Here is a 14,866-nt window from a genome sequence, read left to right as displayed (position 1 = left end):
ACGAAGAGATTGGATCACATCCCGCCGGGGCTGGCGAGATGTGGGAGTCGAGAAGGAGTGGGGCTTAGCCGGTGGCTGCTGCCGACGTCAGGGACCGGGATCCCGGCGACGGACGGATCTTCACCTCGGGCGTCGAGCGCTCGGTGTGGGCCGTCGATGCCGTGACCCGGCCGGCGCTGGCCCCGCTGGCCCCCGACCGGGACGATCCGGCCGCGCCGGACTGGTCCGAGGTCGTCGAGCACTTCCGCGAGGGTCTGATCGTCTGCGACGCCGACGCCGTGGTGCGCCACCTGAGCCCGGTCGCCGAACGCCTGTTGCCGGAGGTCGCGGTGGGCCTCCCGCTCGCCGCCGCCGGTCCCGGCGCGCTCGCCGCCGAGGCGTCCACCGGCGAGTTCACCCACCACGACCGGCGACTGCGGGTCCGCCGGGTGCCCCTGTCCGCCGGCCGCTGCTGCTGGTACGTCGAGGACGTCACCGAGAGCGTCACCCACGCCGACGCGGTGCTGGCCGAGCGGGCCCGCTCGGCGTTCCTGGCCGTGGTGGGGGAGAAGCTCGGCAACCCGCTGCACCCGGACCGGGCCGCCGCGGCCGTGGTCCGGCTCGCGGTGCCCACCCTCGCCGAGGTCGCGGTGCTGGTGCTCGCCCCCCGCTCCGGGCGGGCCCGCTGGTGGCGCGCCCTGCGGACCGAGGACGAGGTGCCCACCGTCGACAGTGGCGTGCTCGCCGCGGCCGACCTGCCGCCGGCCATCGCCGAGGGCCTCGACGGCGGCGAGCCGCACGCGGTGGACTGGCTGATCGAGCAGGCGGTGGAGGCGGGCTGGCTGCCCGGCCTGCCCGCCACCGCGGCGTGCGCCCGGGTCGTCCCGCTGCCCGGCCGGGAGGCCCCCGCCGGGGTGCTGCTGGTGGCCCGGCGGGCGACCCGCTGGTACGACGAGGCCGACGTCGACCTGGTCCGCGCCTTCGCCGCCCGCGCCGGGGCGGCGCTGACCACCGCGATGCTCTACCGCGACCAGGCCGAGGTGGCCGACACGTTGCAGGCCAGCCTGGTCCCGGTGGAGCCGGTCGAGACCACCGGGGTGCAGTGGGGTACGGCCTACCGGCCGGCCCAGGCCGGGCTGCGCATCGGCGGCGACTTCTACGGCGCGCACCGGCTGGCCGACGGCGGCTCGGTGTTCTTCCTCGGGGACGTCTCCGGCAAGGGCGTGGAGGCGGCGGTCTTCACCGGCCAGCTACGCCAGTGCCTGCAGGCGCTGCACCGGGTGGAGTCGCACCCGGCCCGGTTGCTGCGGCTGCTCAACGACGCGTTGCTGGAGACGACCCTGGCGCACGGGCAGGGCCGGTTCGCCACCATCGTGCTGGGCGTGGTGCGCCCGCACCGGGACGGCAGCCTGACGTTGACCCTGGCCGGCGGTGGCCACCTGCCGCCGCTGGTGCTGCGCGCCTCCGGCGCGGTCGAGGCGGTGCCGCTGCGCGGCATGCTGATCGGTGTGGTGCCGGACCCGCGCGTCGGCGAGGTGACCGTCCGGCTGGAGCCGGGCGAGACCTGCCTGCTGTACAGCGACGGGGTGACCGAGGCACGCGGCGGTCGCCGGGGCGACGAGCAGTTCGGCACCGAGCGGCTGCTGACCGCGGTCGGCGGCTGCCACCGGATGCCGGCGCCGGCCCTGGCCGAGCGGGTCGAGCAGGTCACCTGCGACTGGCTCGCCCACGGTGACCACGACGACATCGCGGTGCTGGCGTTGCGCGCGGTCGGCACGAATCCCCGCCCGGTCCGCCACCTGCACGCGGTGCCCGCCCCCGCCCGGGGCCACCACGACGAGAGGGAGACGACGGCGTGAGCGCCCCGACGACCGCCAGCACGACGGCCGAGGCCTTTCCCGCCTTCGTGCGCTGTCTGGCCGAGGCCGACGAGTACGCCGCGATCGACGTGGCGCTGGACCTGCTGGCCGGCGGCGTACCGGCCGAGCGGGTCCTGCTCGACCTGGTCGCGCCCGCCCAGGCCGAGGTGGGGGAGCGGTGGGCGCGCAACGAGTGGAGCGTCGCCCAGGAACACGCCGCCACCCACATCAGCGAGCGGGTGGTCGCCGCCGTGGCGGCCACCGCCGCCGCCCGGCCGACCGGGGAGCGGGTGGTGGTGGCCTGCCTGGACGGTGAGTGGCACGCGCTGCCCACCCGGCTGGTCGCCGAGGTGCTGCGGCTGCGCGGCTGGCAGGTGACCTTCCTCGGCGCCAGCGTCCCCGTCGCGCACCTGGTGTCCTACCTGCACCGGTACGACGCGCACGCGGTGGCGCTGGGCTGTGCGTTGCCGATGCGGCTGCCGCACGCGCACCGGGTGATCGAGGCGTGCCGCCGCTCCGACGTGCCGGTGGTGGTCGGTGGGCGGGGCTTCGCCCCGGACGGGCGCTGGGCGCGGACGCTCGGGGTGACCTGGGCCGGTGACGCGCCCTCGGCCGCCGCTCTGGTCGCCGACGAGCGGGCGTTGCGCCGGGCGCCCGCCGCCGACCTGTCGCACCTGGCCGACGACGAGTACGCGAGCCTGGTCAAGCGGCGCGGCGAGCTGGTCGACAGCGCCCTGACCGACCTGTACGACCGGTATCCGCGCTCCCGGGAGTACACTCCCGCGCAGCTCGACTCGACCGTCAGCGATCTCGGCTACATCGTGGACTTCCTGGCCGCGGCGGTCTACGTGGCCGACGCCTCGCTCTTCACCGAGTTCGTCGACTGGCTGCTGGCGCTGCTGGCCAGCCGGGGGGTGCCGGCCGCCGCCGTGGGGCTGACCCTGGGCCACTATGGACAGCAGCTACGGGACTTCCCGCGTGCGGCGGCGTACCTGGCGGCGGGTCGGGCCCGGGTGTCCGGGCAGGGCGGTGCCCGCCGGCACTGACCGGTCCGTTCCCGGGTCCCCCGGGTGGGTTTGCGTATACTTGCCGCACTGCAAAGATCGACCCTGCGGCGAAGCGAAAGGGATCACGTTGACGTTCAGCGTCACGTACGCCCCCCGGGACGGTGGCGGGGTGCGCCTGCGACTCGGCGGTGAGCTGGACATGAGCACCGCCCCGGAGCTCACCACCGTGCTGGACCGGCTCGCCGACGCCGGTGAGCGCCAGTTGCTGCTCGACCTCAGTGACCTGCTGTTCTGCGACTCCACCGGGATCGCGGCCTTCGTCCGTGGGGACAACCGGGCCGCCGCCGACGGCGGCTGGCTGCGGGTGACCGGGGCGACCGGCCGGGTCGAGCGGGTGCTCCGGGTGACCGGCCTCTGGGAGGTCCTGCGCTACGAGACATGGCCGGGCGACCCGCCGTCACGGTCCGCGTCGTGATGGGCTAGATTTCCCCGCCAGCAGGTGACCGTGAAGTCATCCGTTTTCCGCCGAGATGAGGCAGGTAGTCATGGGTGTAGGAGCCCCGAGCCCGGTTCGCATCCTGGTGGTTGACGACGACCCGGGTGACGTCCTGATGATCGAGGAGGCCCTGGCGGACTCGGACGTCGACAAGGTCATCAACGTGGTCAGCGACGGCCAGGAGGCGATGGAGTTCCTCCGCCGGGAGGGGCGGCACACCGACGCGGCCCGGCCGGACGTGATCCTGCTCGACCTGAACATGCCACGCATGGACGGGCGGCAGGTGCTCGGCGCGGTCAAGCAGGACGAGGACCTGCGGACCATCCCGATCGTCGTGCTGACCACGTCCAACGCCGACACCGACATCGTCGGCAGCTACACCCTCCAGGCCAACGCGTACGTGACGAAGCCGATCGACCTGGACGACTTCAACGACGTGGTGCGCCGGATCGACGAGTTCTTCGGCCGGGTCGTGGTGCTGCCCAAACGCTCCTGACGGGCGGTCCCGTCCGCGTCGCCCGGTTCGCCGGGTCGGTCGCCGCTCGGATGCTGAACATTTTTTCCGAACCGCCTCGGCGGCGCGTCGCGCCGTCGAGGATCGCAGGTGGGGGAAGAGACCTTCGGCTGCCTGGGGGGCGACAGAATGAGGTTCTCCGTCGTTGCGAACGGCTACGACCAGCGGCAGGTGGATTCCTGCCTGAACGAACTGGGCGTCGGGTTGGCCCGGCTGTCGGCGTGGGCGGAGGGCGCCGCCGACGCCGGCCGGGAGTGGGACCAGGTCCGCCAGGAGGCGGGCCGGCTGCGGGCCCGCCTCGACCGGCAGGGCCCGGCCGGGCCGGCGTCGGGCGACCCCGACCGGCAGGCGGCCGACCTGCTGGCCCAGGCCCGCGCCGAGCTGGACGTCGCCCGGCAGGAGGCCCGCCAACTCCGGGAACGGGTGTACGCCGAGGCGGTCCAGGCCCGCCGCGACTTCGAGGCGGCGCTGCAGGCTCGGCGTCGCCGCACGGAGCGGGTGGACGAGATCCTCGGCGGGGTGGTGGTCGAGCCGGTGCCGGCGGACACGCCGACCGCTGCCGCCGCCACCGGCGTACCGGCCACCCGGGCCGCCGCCCCCGGTGCCGACGCGGCCACCGAACCCCGGGCCGACCGGGGTACCCGGGTGCGGTGACCGGCCGACGACCGGCGGGGGCGGTCAGGTCAGCGCGGTGACCACCGTGCTCGCCCGCTGCTCGTGCTGGGCGTACGCGTCGGGGAAGGCCGAGATCTGCACGGCCTGGGCGGCGGCGGCGATGCTCAGCGACTGCCAGCCGGGGATCTGCCGCAGCGCCTCGTAGAACAGCTGCGCGGCGTGCGCGGGGCGCATCAGGTCGCGGACGGTGCCCCAGCCGCTGCTGGGCCGCTGCTGGAACAGGCCGACCGAGTCGTGGTCCGAGCCGCTGCCCTGGTCGGTGTACTGGTGTGACTCGGGCAGCACGTCGCTGGCCAGGTTGTACAGGTTGCTCTCCTGCATCGCGGTGGCCACCGCCACCACCAGGGCCCGGCGGGGCATCTTCAGGTCGGCGCCGACGTCAACGATCACCTTGGCGTTGTCCATCTGCACCTGGGTCAGCCCGGCCACCGGTCGGGGACGGGGCGGGGTGGTCGGCTTCGCGGGCGTCGTCTTCGGCTTCGGCCTCGGCTTCGCCGTGGTCTTGGTCGGGCTGGGGGTGGCGGTGGCGGAGGCGCTCGGGCTGGGCGGGACGGAGCTGGGCGCGGGGGAGCGGTCCAGCGCCCGGGACGCCCGCTGGTCCGTCTCGGCGGCGCGGTCGATCAGCGCCTCGCGGACCGGCTCACCGGCGGGCTCGTCCTGGGTGCCGCGGACCCCGGCGAGGGCGGCCACGCCGAGGCAGCAGGTGACGCCGGTGGCGAGGGCGACCCGTACCGGGGTCGAGGCGAACAGCGCCGCGCCACGACGTGCCGGCGTCCGGTGCCGCCCGGTCGTCCGTACGGGGGATGCCGGGTCGTCCGGGTGGCCATCGGTCGGGGTCTCGGTCAGCTTCTGGGCGAAGGGGTCGTCGGGATGCACCCGCCGAGGCTAGAAAGTGGGGCGCCGATTGCCATCGGCCTGACCAGTGGCATGGGTCACAATCCGCCCCGGTCGGCGCCCTGATTCCACGCGGTCGATCCCAAACCGCCTGGCCGACACCGAAGCCACATGTCGGAAAAATCAATAATAAGGTGGAAAAGGTGGCAAGTGGCCCGGTGGTCGGGTCCGCTCGCCACCTGCTCCAGGGGTCCCCCGTTCGGCCGATGCGCCTCAGCTCACCGGCCGAGGCGCGGGTGGCCCGGCGGGACCGGCCCCGCCGCGACGGTGGGGGTCAGCGCCCGCCGTTCTGCGCCCGGGTCACCGTGAGCCGGTGCCGGGTGCTGTCGCCGCTGGAGAACGGCCAGAGCCGGTCGGCGTGCTCGACCAGTTCGGTCAACTGCCCCGGGGTCAGCCCGGTGGAGGAGATCGAGGCGTGCACGTCGGCCCGGTACCGGCCGTCGTCGTCACGGCCGAGCCGCGCCTCGGCCCGGACCTGTACGGTGTGCGCCTCGTCGGTGATCTCCCCGGCCGCCTCCACCGCCGCGTGGTGCAGGCAGGAGGCGAACGCCGCGGCCAGCAGTTGTTCCGGCGTCAGCCCGGTGCAGTGTGGCGCCAGCGGGGACGCCAGCGCGGTGGAGAGCTCACCGTCGTCGGTGCGGACGTGTCCGCCCTCGGCGGTCGCGGTGGCAGCGTGCAACCAGGAATGTGGCTCCGGCATCGCGTTCCTCCCGTCCCTCTCCGCAGCGGCTACCCGCCCCCCACCCGGCGAAACACCCGGCACCGGGACCAGCGGCGGTCAGGGCTGCCGGGTGCCGGACGGGTCGGTCAGCGGGGCGGCCTGGGTGGCCTCGTTCGCCGCCCGTTCGGTCCAGGGCGAGATCCGCTGCGAAGGCGGGGTGGGCTGGAGCATCGGCACGTACACCCGGGCGTCGACCGCCTCCGCCAGCAGCAACGCCGCCACCAGACTGCCCGGCCGCTCGGTCGGGTCGTCGGCCAGGCAGCGCCGGCACAGGTCGGCCACCTCCGGCGGCAGGCCCTCGATCTCCGGCAGCGGCTCCGGCGCGTGCCGCCGCCGCTCACCGATGAGCTGGGTCGCGGTGTCGGCCGCGTACGGCAGCCGGCCGGTGAGGCAGTAGTACAGCAGGACACCGAGGGCGTACATGTCGGCGGCCGGGGTGACCGGCCCCCGCTCGAACTGCTCCGGCGCGAGGTACGCCGGGGTGCCCAGCACCACCCCGTCGGGGGTGGTGTCCGGGGCGCCGACCGCCGTGGCGATGCCGAAGTCGAGGACCTTGACGCCCGACGGGGTCAACATCACGTTCGCCGGCTTCACGTCCCGGTGCACGATGCCGTGCGCGTGCGCGGCGGCGAGGGCCGCGCAGACCTCGGCGCAGACCCGGACCGCGATCCGCCAGTCCAACGGCCCGCCCCGCAGGTGCGCCGCCAGCGTCTCGCCCTCGGCCAGCTCCATCACCAGGTACGGCACCGGGCGGCCGGGCAGCGCCGACGCCGTGCCGAAGTCGTGCACGCTGGCCACGTTCGGGTGCACCAGACGGGCCGCCGACCGCGCCTCGGTGCGGATCTGCTCCATGGGCACGCCGTCACCGTCACGGCCGGCCGACATCAGCTTCACCGCGACCGGCCGGTCCAGCACCATGTCGTGGGCGTGCCACACCTCCGACATGCCACCGATGCCGATGCGCTGTTCGAGCCGGTACCGGCCGTCCAGCGTCCTCATCGACCGCTCCTTTGCTCCGTCACCGCGCCAGGGGGTCGGGCGCGGTACCACCGCTCGCGGTACCCCTCCCGTCAACAGGGCAAACCGTGGCCCCGACGGGCCGGCGGCGCCGGTGCCCGGCGGTGTCCGGGCGTGATCCGGGGCGAACCACCCCGCCCCGGCCCCCACAGCTGGTACACAGGAACGGCAGAGGCGCCGCACAGCGAACCCGCCCACGATGGGGGCATGGTCATGAACTGGCAGGTCGAGCAGGGCCGGATCGAGCTGAGCCGCCCCGACGGCACCCCGGTGCGGGTGCTGGTGGTCGACGACGAGTCCACCCTGACCGACCTGCTGTCGATGGCCCTGCGGTACGAGGGCTGGCAGGTCCGCGCCGCCGGCAACGGGATGACGGCGCTGAGCACCGCCCGCCAGTTCGAGCCGGACGTGGTGGTCCTCGACGTGATGCTGCCCGACCTGGACGGCTTCCAGGTGCTGCGCCGGCTGCGCGAGCACACCCCGACGGTGCCGGTGCTCTTCCTGACCGCCCGGGACGCCGTGGAGGAGCGGATCGCCGGTCTCACCGTCGGCGGCGACGACTACGTCACCAAACCGTTCAGCCTGGAGGAGGTGATCGCCCGGCTGCGGGCCCTGCTGCGCCGCTCCGGGCTCGCCGTGGCCGCCCGGCCGGACGCGGTGCTGACCGTCGGTGACCTCACCCTCGACGAGGACAGCCACGAGGTACGCCGGGACGGGCAGCTCGTCACGCTCACCGCCACCGAGTTCGAGCTGCTGCGGTACCTGATGCGCAACCCGCGCCGGGTGCTCAGCAAGGCGCAGATCCTGGACCGGGTGTGGAACTACGACTTCGGCGGCCAGGCCAACGTCGTGGAGCTGTACATCTCGTACCTGCGGAAGAAGATCGACGCCGGCCGCAAGCCGATGATCCACACCTTGCGGGGCGCGGGCTATGTCCTCAAACCCGCCGACTGAGCCGGCCGCACCCCCGTCGACCCCGGCCGTACCCCCGCCCGCCCCGGCCGGCCGGCTGCGGCGGTGGCTGGCCGGCCGGTCGCTGCGGGCCCGGCTGGTGGCCACCGTGGTCATGCTGCTGGCCCTGGTCAGCGTCGGCATCGGCGGGGTCACCACGGTCGCCCTGCAGCAGGTCCTGGTCAACCAGGTCGACGACCAGCTCCGCCCGGAGAGCCGCTGGCCGGAGGGGCGGGAACCGATGCCCCCGAACCGGCGCTGGGACCTGCTGGGCATCCCGCCCGGCTTCCCGCCGGGCACGATCGTCGCCCAGGTCTCGGCCGGCCAGGTCGTGGCGGCCCGGACCCTCACCACCGGCCGGGCCGAGGAGGCGGTGCCGGTCGCCGCGCTGTCCCCCCTGGCCGGTCTGCCGACCGACGGCCGCCCCCGTACCCGCCACCTCGGCGAGCTGGGCGACTATCGGGTGGTCGCCCGGCAGATGACCGACGGCAGCGTCCGGGCGTTCGGCCTGCCGCTGGCCGGGGTGCAGGAGACCGTCTGGTGGATGGTCGCCGCCCAGGCCGGCCTCGTCACCGCCGGCCTGCTCGTCGTCGGCAGCGCCGGCGCGCTGATCGTGCGGGCCACCCTGCGTCCGTTGCGTCGGGTGGCCGCCACCGCCGGCCGGGTCACCGAGCTGCCCCTGGACCGGGGCGAGGTGGCGCTGTCGGTGCGGGTACCGGCCGCCGACACCGACCCGCGCACCGAGGTCGGGCAGGTCGGCGCCGCGCTCAACCGGATGCTCGGGCACGTCGCCGCCGCGCTCGCCGCCCGGCAGGCCAGCGAGACCCGGGTCCGCCAGTTCGTCGCCGACGCCAGTCACGAGCTGCGCACCCCCCTGGCGGCCATCCGGGGGTACGCCGAGGTGGCCCGGCGGGGCCGGGCCGAGGTGCCGCCGGACGTGGCGCACGCGCTGCGCCGGGTCGAGTCGGAGAGCACCCGGATGACCAGCCTCGTCGACGACCTGCTGCTGCTGGCCCGGCTCGACTCCGGCCGCCCGCTCGCCACCGGCCCGGTCGACCTGAGCGCCCTGGTCGTCGACGCGGTCAGCGACGCGCACGTCGCCGGCCCCGACCACCGCTGGCAGCTCGACCTGCCCGACGAGGCGGTGACCGTCGCCGGCGACGCGGCCCGGCTGCACCAGGTGGTGGCGAACCTGCTGGCCAACGCCCGGGTGCACACGCCGGCCGGGACGACGGTCACCACCCGGCTGGGCGTCGACCCCGCCGGGGCCTGGCTCGGCGTCACCGACGACGGCCCGGGAATCCCGGCCGAGCTGCAACCCGAGGTCTTCGAACGGTTCGCCCGGGGCGACAGCTCCCGGTCCCGGGCGCACGGCAGCACCGGGCTCGGCCTGGCCATCGTGGCGGCCGTGGTGGAGGCCCACCACGGCACGGTCGAGGTGGACAGTCGGCCGGGCCGCACCGAGTTCCGGGTCCGGCTGCCGGGGCCGCCGGAGTCCACAGCGGACACATAGCCGGTCCACGGGGCCCGGCCAGCCCGCCACACCAGGCTGGCCGCATGACCCCGACCGAGACCCCCTCGATCCCGTACCCCGCTGCGGCCCGCCCGGCGTCCGCCCCGCACCCGACGGCCCCGGGCCGACCCCAACCGCCGCCCCGGTGGGCGCGACCGGCGCTGGTCGTCCTGCTGGCCGGCACCGCCGTGCTGTACCTGTGGGGGCTGGGCGCCTCCGGCTGGGCCAACGCCTACTACTCCGCCGCCGCGCAGGCCGGCTCGCAGAACTGGACGGCGTTCTTCTACGGCTCCTCGGACGCGGCCAACTCGATCACCGTGGACAAGACCCCGGCGGCGCTGTGGCTGATGGCCCTGTCGGTCCGCCTCTTCGGGCTCACCGGCTGGGCGATCCTGGTCCCGCAGGCGCTGCTCGGGGTGGCCTCGGTGGCCCTCCTGCACGCCACCGTCCGCCGCTGGTACGGCCCGGCCGCCGGCCTGGTCGCGGGGACGGTGCTGGCGCTGACCCCGGTGGCCGTCCTGATGTTCCGGTTCAACAACCCCGACGCGCTGCTGGTGTTCCTGCTGGTCGCCGCCGGCTACGCCACGGTCCGGGCGGTGGAGACGGCGGCCACCCGGTGGCTCGTGCTGGCCGGCGTCCTGGTCGGCGTCGGCTTCCTCACCAAGATGCTCCAGGCGTTCCTGGTGGTGCCGGTGCTGGCCGGGGTGTACCTGGTGGCCGCGCCGACCGGATGGTGGCGGCGGGTCCGGCAGGTGCTGGCGGCCGGCCTGGCGCTGGTGGTCGCCGCCGGCTGGTGGGTGGCGGTCGTGGAACTGGTGCCGGCCGGCGCCCGCCCCTACGTCGGCGGGTCGCAGGGCAACAGCGTGCTGGAGCTGACCCTCGGCTACAACGGCCTCGGCCGGCTGACCGGCGAGGAGGTGGGCCGGGTCGGCGGGGGCGGCCCGTTCGGCGGGCAGGCCGGCTGGTTGCGCATGGTCGACACCCAGGTCGGCGGGCAGATCTCCTGGCTGCTCCCGGCCGCGTTGATCCTGCTGGTCGCCGGCCTGGTCACGACCGGCCGGGCCGGGCGGACCGACCGCCACCGGGCCGGGCTGCTGCTGTGGGGCGGCTGGCTGCTGGTCACCGGCGCGGTGTTCAGCTTCATGTCCGGGATCTTCCACGAGTACTACACGGTGGCCCTCGCCCCGGCGGTCGGCGCGCTGGTCGGCATCGGGACGACCCTGCTGTGGCGGCGGCGGTCCACCGCGCCCGGCCGGCGCTCCCTGGCGGCCGGGCTGACCCTGGCCGGCACCCTCGCGGTGACCGCCTGGTGGTCCTGGGTGCTGCTGGGCCGCAGCCCCGAGTGGTACCCCTGGCTGCGCGACGCGGTCCTGGTGACCGGGCTGGTCGCGGCGGCGTCACTGGTGCTGGTCGACCGGCTGCCGGGCCGGCTGGCCCCGGTGGTCCTCGCGGTCGGTGCGGCGGCGGCGCTGGCCGGGCCGACGGCGTACGCGGTGCAGACCGCCGCCACCGCGCACACCGGGTCGATCCCCACCGCCGGTCCGTCGGTGCGCGGCGCGTTCGGGCCGGGCGGCGGCCCCGGCGGTCGCTTCCCGGGCGGCGGCGAGCCCGGCTGGTTCCCCGGCGGCCGGGGCACCGACGACGGCACCCGGCAGTTCCCGGGCCGACCCGGTGGCCCACCACCGGCCGCCCCCGGCGGCGACCGGGGCCCCGACGAGGACGCCGGCACCGACGGCTCCGTCCCCGGAACGGACGGCTCCGTGCCCGGCGCCGACGGCTCCGTCCCGGGCACCGACCGGGGCGCCGGCGGCCGCCCGGGTGGCGGCGACCGTGGTCAGCCCGGCGGGGGCGGGCTGCTCGACGCCCGGGAACCCAGCGCCGCCCTGCGGGAACTGCTGGTCGGGGACGCGGACTCGTACACCTGGGTCGCCGCCACCGTCGGCTCGAACAACGCCTCCGGCTACCAGCTCGCCACCGGCGAGCCGGTGATGGCGGTCGGCGGCTTCAACGGCAGCGACCCCGCGCCGACCCTGGCCCAGTTCCAGCGGTACGTGGCCGAGGGGCGGATCCACTACTTCCTCGGCGGCGGCGGGTTCCGCGCGATCGGAGGCAGCGACGCGTCCGCTCAGATCGCCGCCTGGGTGGCGGCGACGTTCCCCGCCCGGACCGTCGACGGCGTCACCCTGTACGACCTGACCGGCGCGACGGAGGGCTGAGCCGTGATCGGTGCCAGTGGTACCCGACCGGGCCCGGTCATCCGGACCGACAGCCCCACCGCCGTCCTGGACCTGGTGGTCCCGGTGCACAACGAGGAGGTCGACCTCGGCCCCTGCGTCCGGCGGCTGCACGCCTACCTCGTCGCGCACCTGCCGTACCCGTTCCGGATCACCGTCGCCGACAACGCCAGCGTCGACGGCACCCTGGCGGTGGCCGAGGCGCTCGCCGCCGAGCTGCCCGAGGTCACCGTCCTGCACCTGGACGCCAAGGGCCGGGGCCGGGCGCTGCACGCCGCCTGGTCGGCCTCGCCCGCCCCGGTGCTGGCGTACCTGGACGTGGACCTCTCCACCGACCTGGCCGCGCTGCTGCCGCTGGTCGCCCCGCTCATCTCCGGCCACTCCGACCTGGCCATCGGCACCCGGCTGGCGCGGACCTCCCGGGTGGTGCGCGGGGTCAAGCGGGAGGTCATCTCCCGGGGCTACAACCTGCTGCTGCGGGGCGCCCTCGCGGCCCGGTTCTGCGACGCGCAGTGCGGCTTCAAGGCGATCCGGGCCGACGTGGCGGCGGAACTGCTTCCGCTGGTGCGGGACACCGGCTGGTTCTTCGACACCGAGCTGCTGGTCCTCGCCCAGCGGGCCGGGCTGCGGATCCACGAGGTGCCGGTGGACTGGGTCGACGACCCGGACAGCCGGGTGGACATCGTCGCCACCGCCCTGGCCGACCTGCGCGGCATCGGCCGGCTGGGCCGGGCGCTGCTCACCGGGGCGCTGCCCCTGGCCCGGCTGCGCGCGCAGCTCGGCCGGGCACCGCTGGGCCGACCCCCGACGCCGGTACCGGCCGGCCTGCCCGGCCAGCTCGTCCGCTTCGCCGCCGTCGGGGTGGCCAGCACCCTGGCGTACCTGCTGCTCTACCTGGCGGGCCGGGCGGCGCTCGGACCGCAGTGGGCGAACCTGCTGGCGCTGCTGCTGACGGCGGTGGGCAACACGGCGGCGAACCGGCGGCTGACCTTCGGCATCAGCGGGCGGCGGCACGCCGGCCGGCACCACCTCCAGGGGCTGCTCGCCTTCGCCCTCGGGTTGGCGCTGACCAGCGGCGCGCTGACCACGCTGCACGCGGTGGCCGCGACCCCGCCCCGGGCGGTGGAGCTGACCGTGCTGGTCGCGGCGAACCTGGCCGCGACGGTGCTGCGCTTCGTCCTGCTCCGCCTGGGCATGCACCACCGCCGGCGCTGATCCCCGGCCGGCCCCGCCGCACGGGCGGGGCCGGCCCCACCCTTCGGGGGCGAGCCGCCGCCCGGTCCACCGGTGCGGCCTCGTGGGCGGGGCGCGTCCGGCGGTGGCAGACTCGGCGGCGTGTACCAGGAACGTCCGGCGAGTCTCCCCGGGGCGGTGCGCTGGAGCAGCGTCGCGCCGGTCGGGGCCACGCCCACCCGGGTACTGCCCGACGGCTGTCTCGACCTGCTCTGGTCCAGCCGCGCCGGCCTGCTGGTCGCCGGTCCGGACCGGACCGCGTACCTCAGCGTGGTCGCGCCCGGGGACCGCTGGGTGGGGTTGCGGTTGCCACCCGGGGTCGGCCCGGCGGTCGTCGGCGTCCCCGCCGACGAGCTGCGGGACCGCCGGGTGTCCCTCGCCGACCTCTGGGGGCAGGCCGCCGCCGAGCGGGTCGCCCGGCTGGTGGCCGACGGCGTCGCGCCCATCCCGCCCCGCGCCGGTGACCGCACCGGGTGGGCCGTCGGCGCACCGCCGGCCGCTCGGGTGGGCCCCGCCGGGGCCGCGAACCACCCGGCCCCGGAGACGGTGGCGTCGGTGCTGGAGGCGGTCGCCGTCGAGCGGCTGCGCCGGGCCGGCGGCCCGGACCCGGTCGGCCGGCGGGTGGCCGCCCGGCTGGCGGCCGGCGCGACCGTGGCCGCCACCGCCGCCGAGGTGGGGCTCGGCGCCCGGGCCCTGCACCGCCGCTGCCGACACCTGTTCGGGTACGGCCCCAAGACCCTCGCCCGGATCCTGCGGATGCGACGGGCGCTGGACCTGGCCCGCGCCGGTACGCCCCTGGCCGAGGTGGCCGCCCGCGCCGGCTACGCCGACCAGGCCCACCTGACCCGCGACGTGCGAGCCCTCACCGGCCTCCCACCCCGCGCCCTCCTTTACCCCTGACCCGCGCCCGCGTCCCAGCCCTCGGCGATCTTGCAGTTGCGGTCCGCGATCTGCGAGGAGTGCCGGATATGTGCGGGCCGTGAGTGCACGATCGCGCACGGCGGGACGGGGCGTGCGGGGGGTCATGGGGTGGGGAGGGGGGCGAAGAGGTCGACGGGGGTGGCGTCGGGGTCGAGGAGGACCGCGTAACGCTGGCCCCAGGGGGCGTCCCAGGGCTTGAGGTGGCCGGTGTAGCCGGCCTCGGTGAGTTCGGCGTAGTACCGGTCCACCTCGGCCGGGCTGTCGCAGCGGAAGGCCAGGCTGGCGCCGCCGCCCTGACTGCGGGTCCAGTGCGGGTCCATCGCGCGCATCACCTCCTCGGTGTCCCAGGCCAGCCGCAGCCCGGTGGGGAGGGTGACCTCCACGTGCGGTTCGGTCTCGGCGCCGGCCGGGATGTCGAGGCCGAGGCGCCGGTAGAAGTCGAGGGTACGGGCCATGTCGCTGGCGACCGTCCCGACGAGGTCGAGTCGAGGCGTCATGCCGACCACGCTAGGCGTCCTTCGGCCAGCGGTCTTGAACGAAACGGAACCCGGCTAGTCGCCCATGTCACCAACAGTGCGGTTAAGCCTCGCGTACGGTTGTCAACGAGGCAATAGCCCCGCTAACGGGACAAAAGCGGACTCGCGCGGGGATCGGAGGCGTCGGCACGGCGCGACGGCGAGGGAAGGGAGCGACCGGTGATCGACCTGGCCTACCTGGATGCGGGTTCCGGCAGCCTGATCGTGCAGGCGGTGGTCGGTGGGGCGGCCGGCGTGGTGGTGGCCACGAAGCTCTACTGGCGACGACTCGTCGCCCGGTTCCGCCGGCAGCGCACCGACCAGAGCTGACCCGGTC

Annotated in this window: 15 protein-coding genes; 11 read left to right on the top strand and 4 right to left on the bottom strand. The window is 75.6% G+C overall.

The features are described 5' to 3' along the window. The first annotated feature begins 71 nt into the window (after nt 1–71). The 5 genes from ACQUFX_RS09205 to ACQUFX_RS09185 all read left to right on the top strand — a co-directional run bounded on the left by ACQUFX_RS09205 (nt 72) and on the right by ACQUFX_RS09185 (nt 4,509). Nucleotides 72–1,838: a PP2C family protein-serine/threonine phosphatase gene (locus ACQUFX_RS09205; protein ID WP_428965582.1), complete on the top strand. Its 1,767-nt coding sequence runs from the start codon at nt 72–74 to the stop codon at nt 1,836–1,838. Beyond that, nucleotides 1,835–2,884 (top strand): cobalamin B12-binding domain-containing protein, encoded by a 1,050-nt coding sequence (locus ACQUFX_RS09200; protein WP_428965581.1) that lies wholly within the window; start codon nt 1,835–1,837, stop codon nt 2,882–2,884. Before ACQUFX_RS09205 ends, ACQUFX_RS09200 begins: the two co-directional genes overlap by 4 nt. An 88-nt stretch (nt 2,885–2,972) precedes the next feature. After that, nucleotides 2,973–3,320 (top strand): STAS domain-containing protein, encoded by a 348-nt coding sequence (locus tag ACQUFX_RS09195; protein WP_428965580.1) that lies wholly within the window; start codon nt 2,973–2,975, stop codon nt 3,318–3,320. Between the two features lie 70 nt (nt 3,321–3,390). Then, a complete protein-coding gene (locus tag ACQUFX_RS09190) occupies nt 3,391–3,837 on the top strand; it encodes a response regulator (RefSeq protein WP_067363475.1) in 447 nt (148 codons plus the stop codon). 147 nt (nt 3,838–3,984) lie between these two features. Then, a complete protein-coding gene (locus ACQUFX_RS09185) occupies nt 3,985–4,509 on the top strand; it encodes an ATPase (RefSeq protein WP_428965579.1) in 525 nt (174 codons plus the stop codon). Between the two features lie 24 nt (nt 4,510–4,533). Here ACQUFX_RS09185 and ACQUFX_RS09180 read toward each other — a convergent pair whose 3' ends face one another. The 3 genes from ACQUFX_RS09180 to ACQUFX_RS09170 all read right to left on the bottom strand — a co-directional run bounded on the left by ACQUFX_RS09180 (nt 4,534) and on the right by ACQUFX_RS09170 (nt 7,144). Further along, nucleotides 4,534–5,406, bottom strand: coding sequence for a hypothetical protein (locus ACQUFX_RS09180; protein ID WP_428965578.1), 873 nt, complete (start codon nt 5,404–5,406; stop codon nt 4,534–4,536). A gap of 292 nt (nt 5,407–5,698) precedes the next feature. After that, nucleotides 5,699–6,124, bottom strand: coding sequence for an OsmC family protein (locus tag ACQUFX_RS09175; protein WP_067363483.1), 426 nt, complete (start codon nt 6,122–6,124; stop codon nt 5,699–5,701). A gap of 78 nt (nt 6,125–6,202) precedes the next feature. Continuing rightward, nucleotides 6,203–7,144: a serine/threonine-protein kinase gene (locus ACQUFX_RS09170; RefSeq protein ID WP_428965577.1), complete on the bottom strand. Its 942-nt coding sequence runs from the start codon at nt 7,142–7,144 to the stop codon at nt 6,203–6,205. A 225-nt stretch (nt 7,145–7,369) separates the two neighbouring features. Between ACQUFX_RS09170 and ACQUFX_RS09165 the strand changes: the two genes are divergently transcribed. The 5 genes from ACQUFX_RS09165 to ACQUFX_RS09145 all read left to right on the top strand — a co-directional run bounded on the left by ACQUFX_RS09165 (nt 7,370) and on the right by ACQUFX_RS09145 (nt 13,993). Beyond that, nucleotides 7,370–8,116 (top strand): response regulator transcription factor, encoded by a 747-nt coding sequence (locus ACQUFX_RS09165; protein WP_067363490.1) that lies wholly within the window; start codon nt 7,370–7,372, stop codon nt 8,114–8,116. A gap of 67 nt (nt 8,117–8,183) precedes the next feature. After that, nucleotides 8,184–9,626 carry a sensor histidine kinase gene (locus tag ACQUFX_RS09160; protein WP_428966913.1) on the top strand — a complete coding sequence of 481 codons (1,443 nt, stop codon included), beginning with the start codon at nt 8,184–8,186 and terminating at the stop codon, nt 9,624–9,626. 44 nt (nt 9,627–9,670) lie between these two features. After that, nucleotides 9,671–11,842, top strand: a complete 2,172-nt coding sequence (locus tag ACQUFX_RS09155; RefSeq protein ID WP_428965576.1) for an ArnT family glycosyltransferase — start codon at nt 9,671–9,673, stop codon at nt 11,840–11,842. A gap of 6 nt (nt 11,843–11,848) precedes the next feature. After that, nucleotides 11,849–13,075, top strand: a complete 1,227-nt coding sequence (locus tag ACQUFX_RS09150) for a glycosyltransferase (RefSeq protein WP_428966912.1) — start codon at nt 11,849–11,851, stop codon at nt 13,073–13,075. 120 nt (nt 13,076–13,195) lie between these two features. Further along, nucleotides 13,196–13,993 (top strand): helix-turn-helix domain-containing protein, encoded by a 798-nt coding sequence (locus ACQUFX_RS09145; RefSeq protein ID WP_428965575.1) that lies wholly within the window; start codon nt 13,196–13,198, stop codon nt 13,991–13,993. A 122-nt stretch (nt 13,994–14,115) separates the two neighbouring features. On the opposite strand, the gene ACQUFX_RS09140 is transcribed toward ACQUFX_RS09145, so the two are convergent. Then, a complete protein-coding gene (locus ACQUFX_RS09140) occupies nt 14,116–14,511 on the bottom strand; it encodes a VOC family protein (RefSeq protein ID WP_428965574.1) in 396 nt (131 codons plus the stop codon). Nucleotides 14,512–14,709: 198 nt separating this feature from the next. Here ACQUFX_RS09140 and ACQUFX_RS09135 point away from each other — a divergent pair, with 198 nt between their 5' ends. Next, the gene (locus ACQUFX_RS09135; protein ID WP_169807091.1) at nt 14,710–14,859 is read left to right on the top strand and encodes a hypothetical protein; all 150 of its coding nucleotides are present in this window, start codon (nt 14,710–14,712) and stop codon (nt 14,857–14,859) included. Nucleotides 14,860–14,866 lie beyond the last annotated feature (7 nt).

The organism is Micromonospora fluostatini (assembly GCF_050410825.1).
GTDB lineage: Bacteria > Actinomycetota > Actinomycetes > Mycobacteriales > Micromonosporaceae > Micromonospora > Micromonospora rosaria.
The sequence above is the reverse complement of the archived record's forward strand: the minus strand, read 5'-3'. Positions and strand labels throughout refer to the sequence as shown.

Excerpts from the sequence above, each read along its gene's own strand:
- ACQUFX_RS09155 (WP_428965576.1), top strand. The coding sequence starts at position 9,671 with ATGACCCCGACCGAGACCCCCTCGATCCCGTACCCCGCTGCGGCCCGC.
- ACQUFX_RS09185 (WP_428965579.1), top strand. The coding sequence starts at position 3,985 with ATGAGGTTCTCCGTCGTTGCGAACGGCTACGACCAGCGGCAGGTGGAT.
- ACQUFX_RS09140 (WP_428965574.1), bottom strand. The coding sequence starts at position 14,511 with ATGACGCCTCGACTCGACCTCGTCGGGACGGTCGCCAGCGACATGGCC.
- ACQUFX_RS09175 (WP_067363483.1), bottom strand. The coding sequence starts at position 6,124 with ATGCCGGAGCCACATTCCTGGTTGCACGCTGCCACCGCGACCGCCGAG.
- ACQUFX_RS09170 (WP_428965577.1), bottom strand. The coding sequence starts at position 7,144 with ATGAGGACGCTGGACGGCCGGTACCGGCTCGAACAGCGCATCGGCATC.
- ACQUFX_RS09190 (WP_067363475.1), top strand. The coding sequence starts at position 3,391 with ATGGGTGTAGGAGCCCCGAGCCCGGTTCGCATCCTGGTGGTTGACGAC.
- ACQUFX_RS09165 (WP_067363490.1), top strand. The coding sequence starts at position 7,370 with ATGGTCATGAACTGGCAGGTCGAGCAGGGCCGGATCGAGCTGAGCCGC.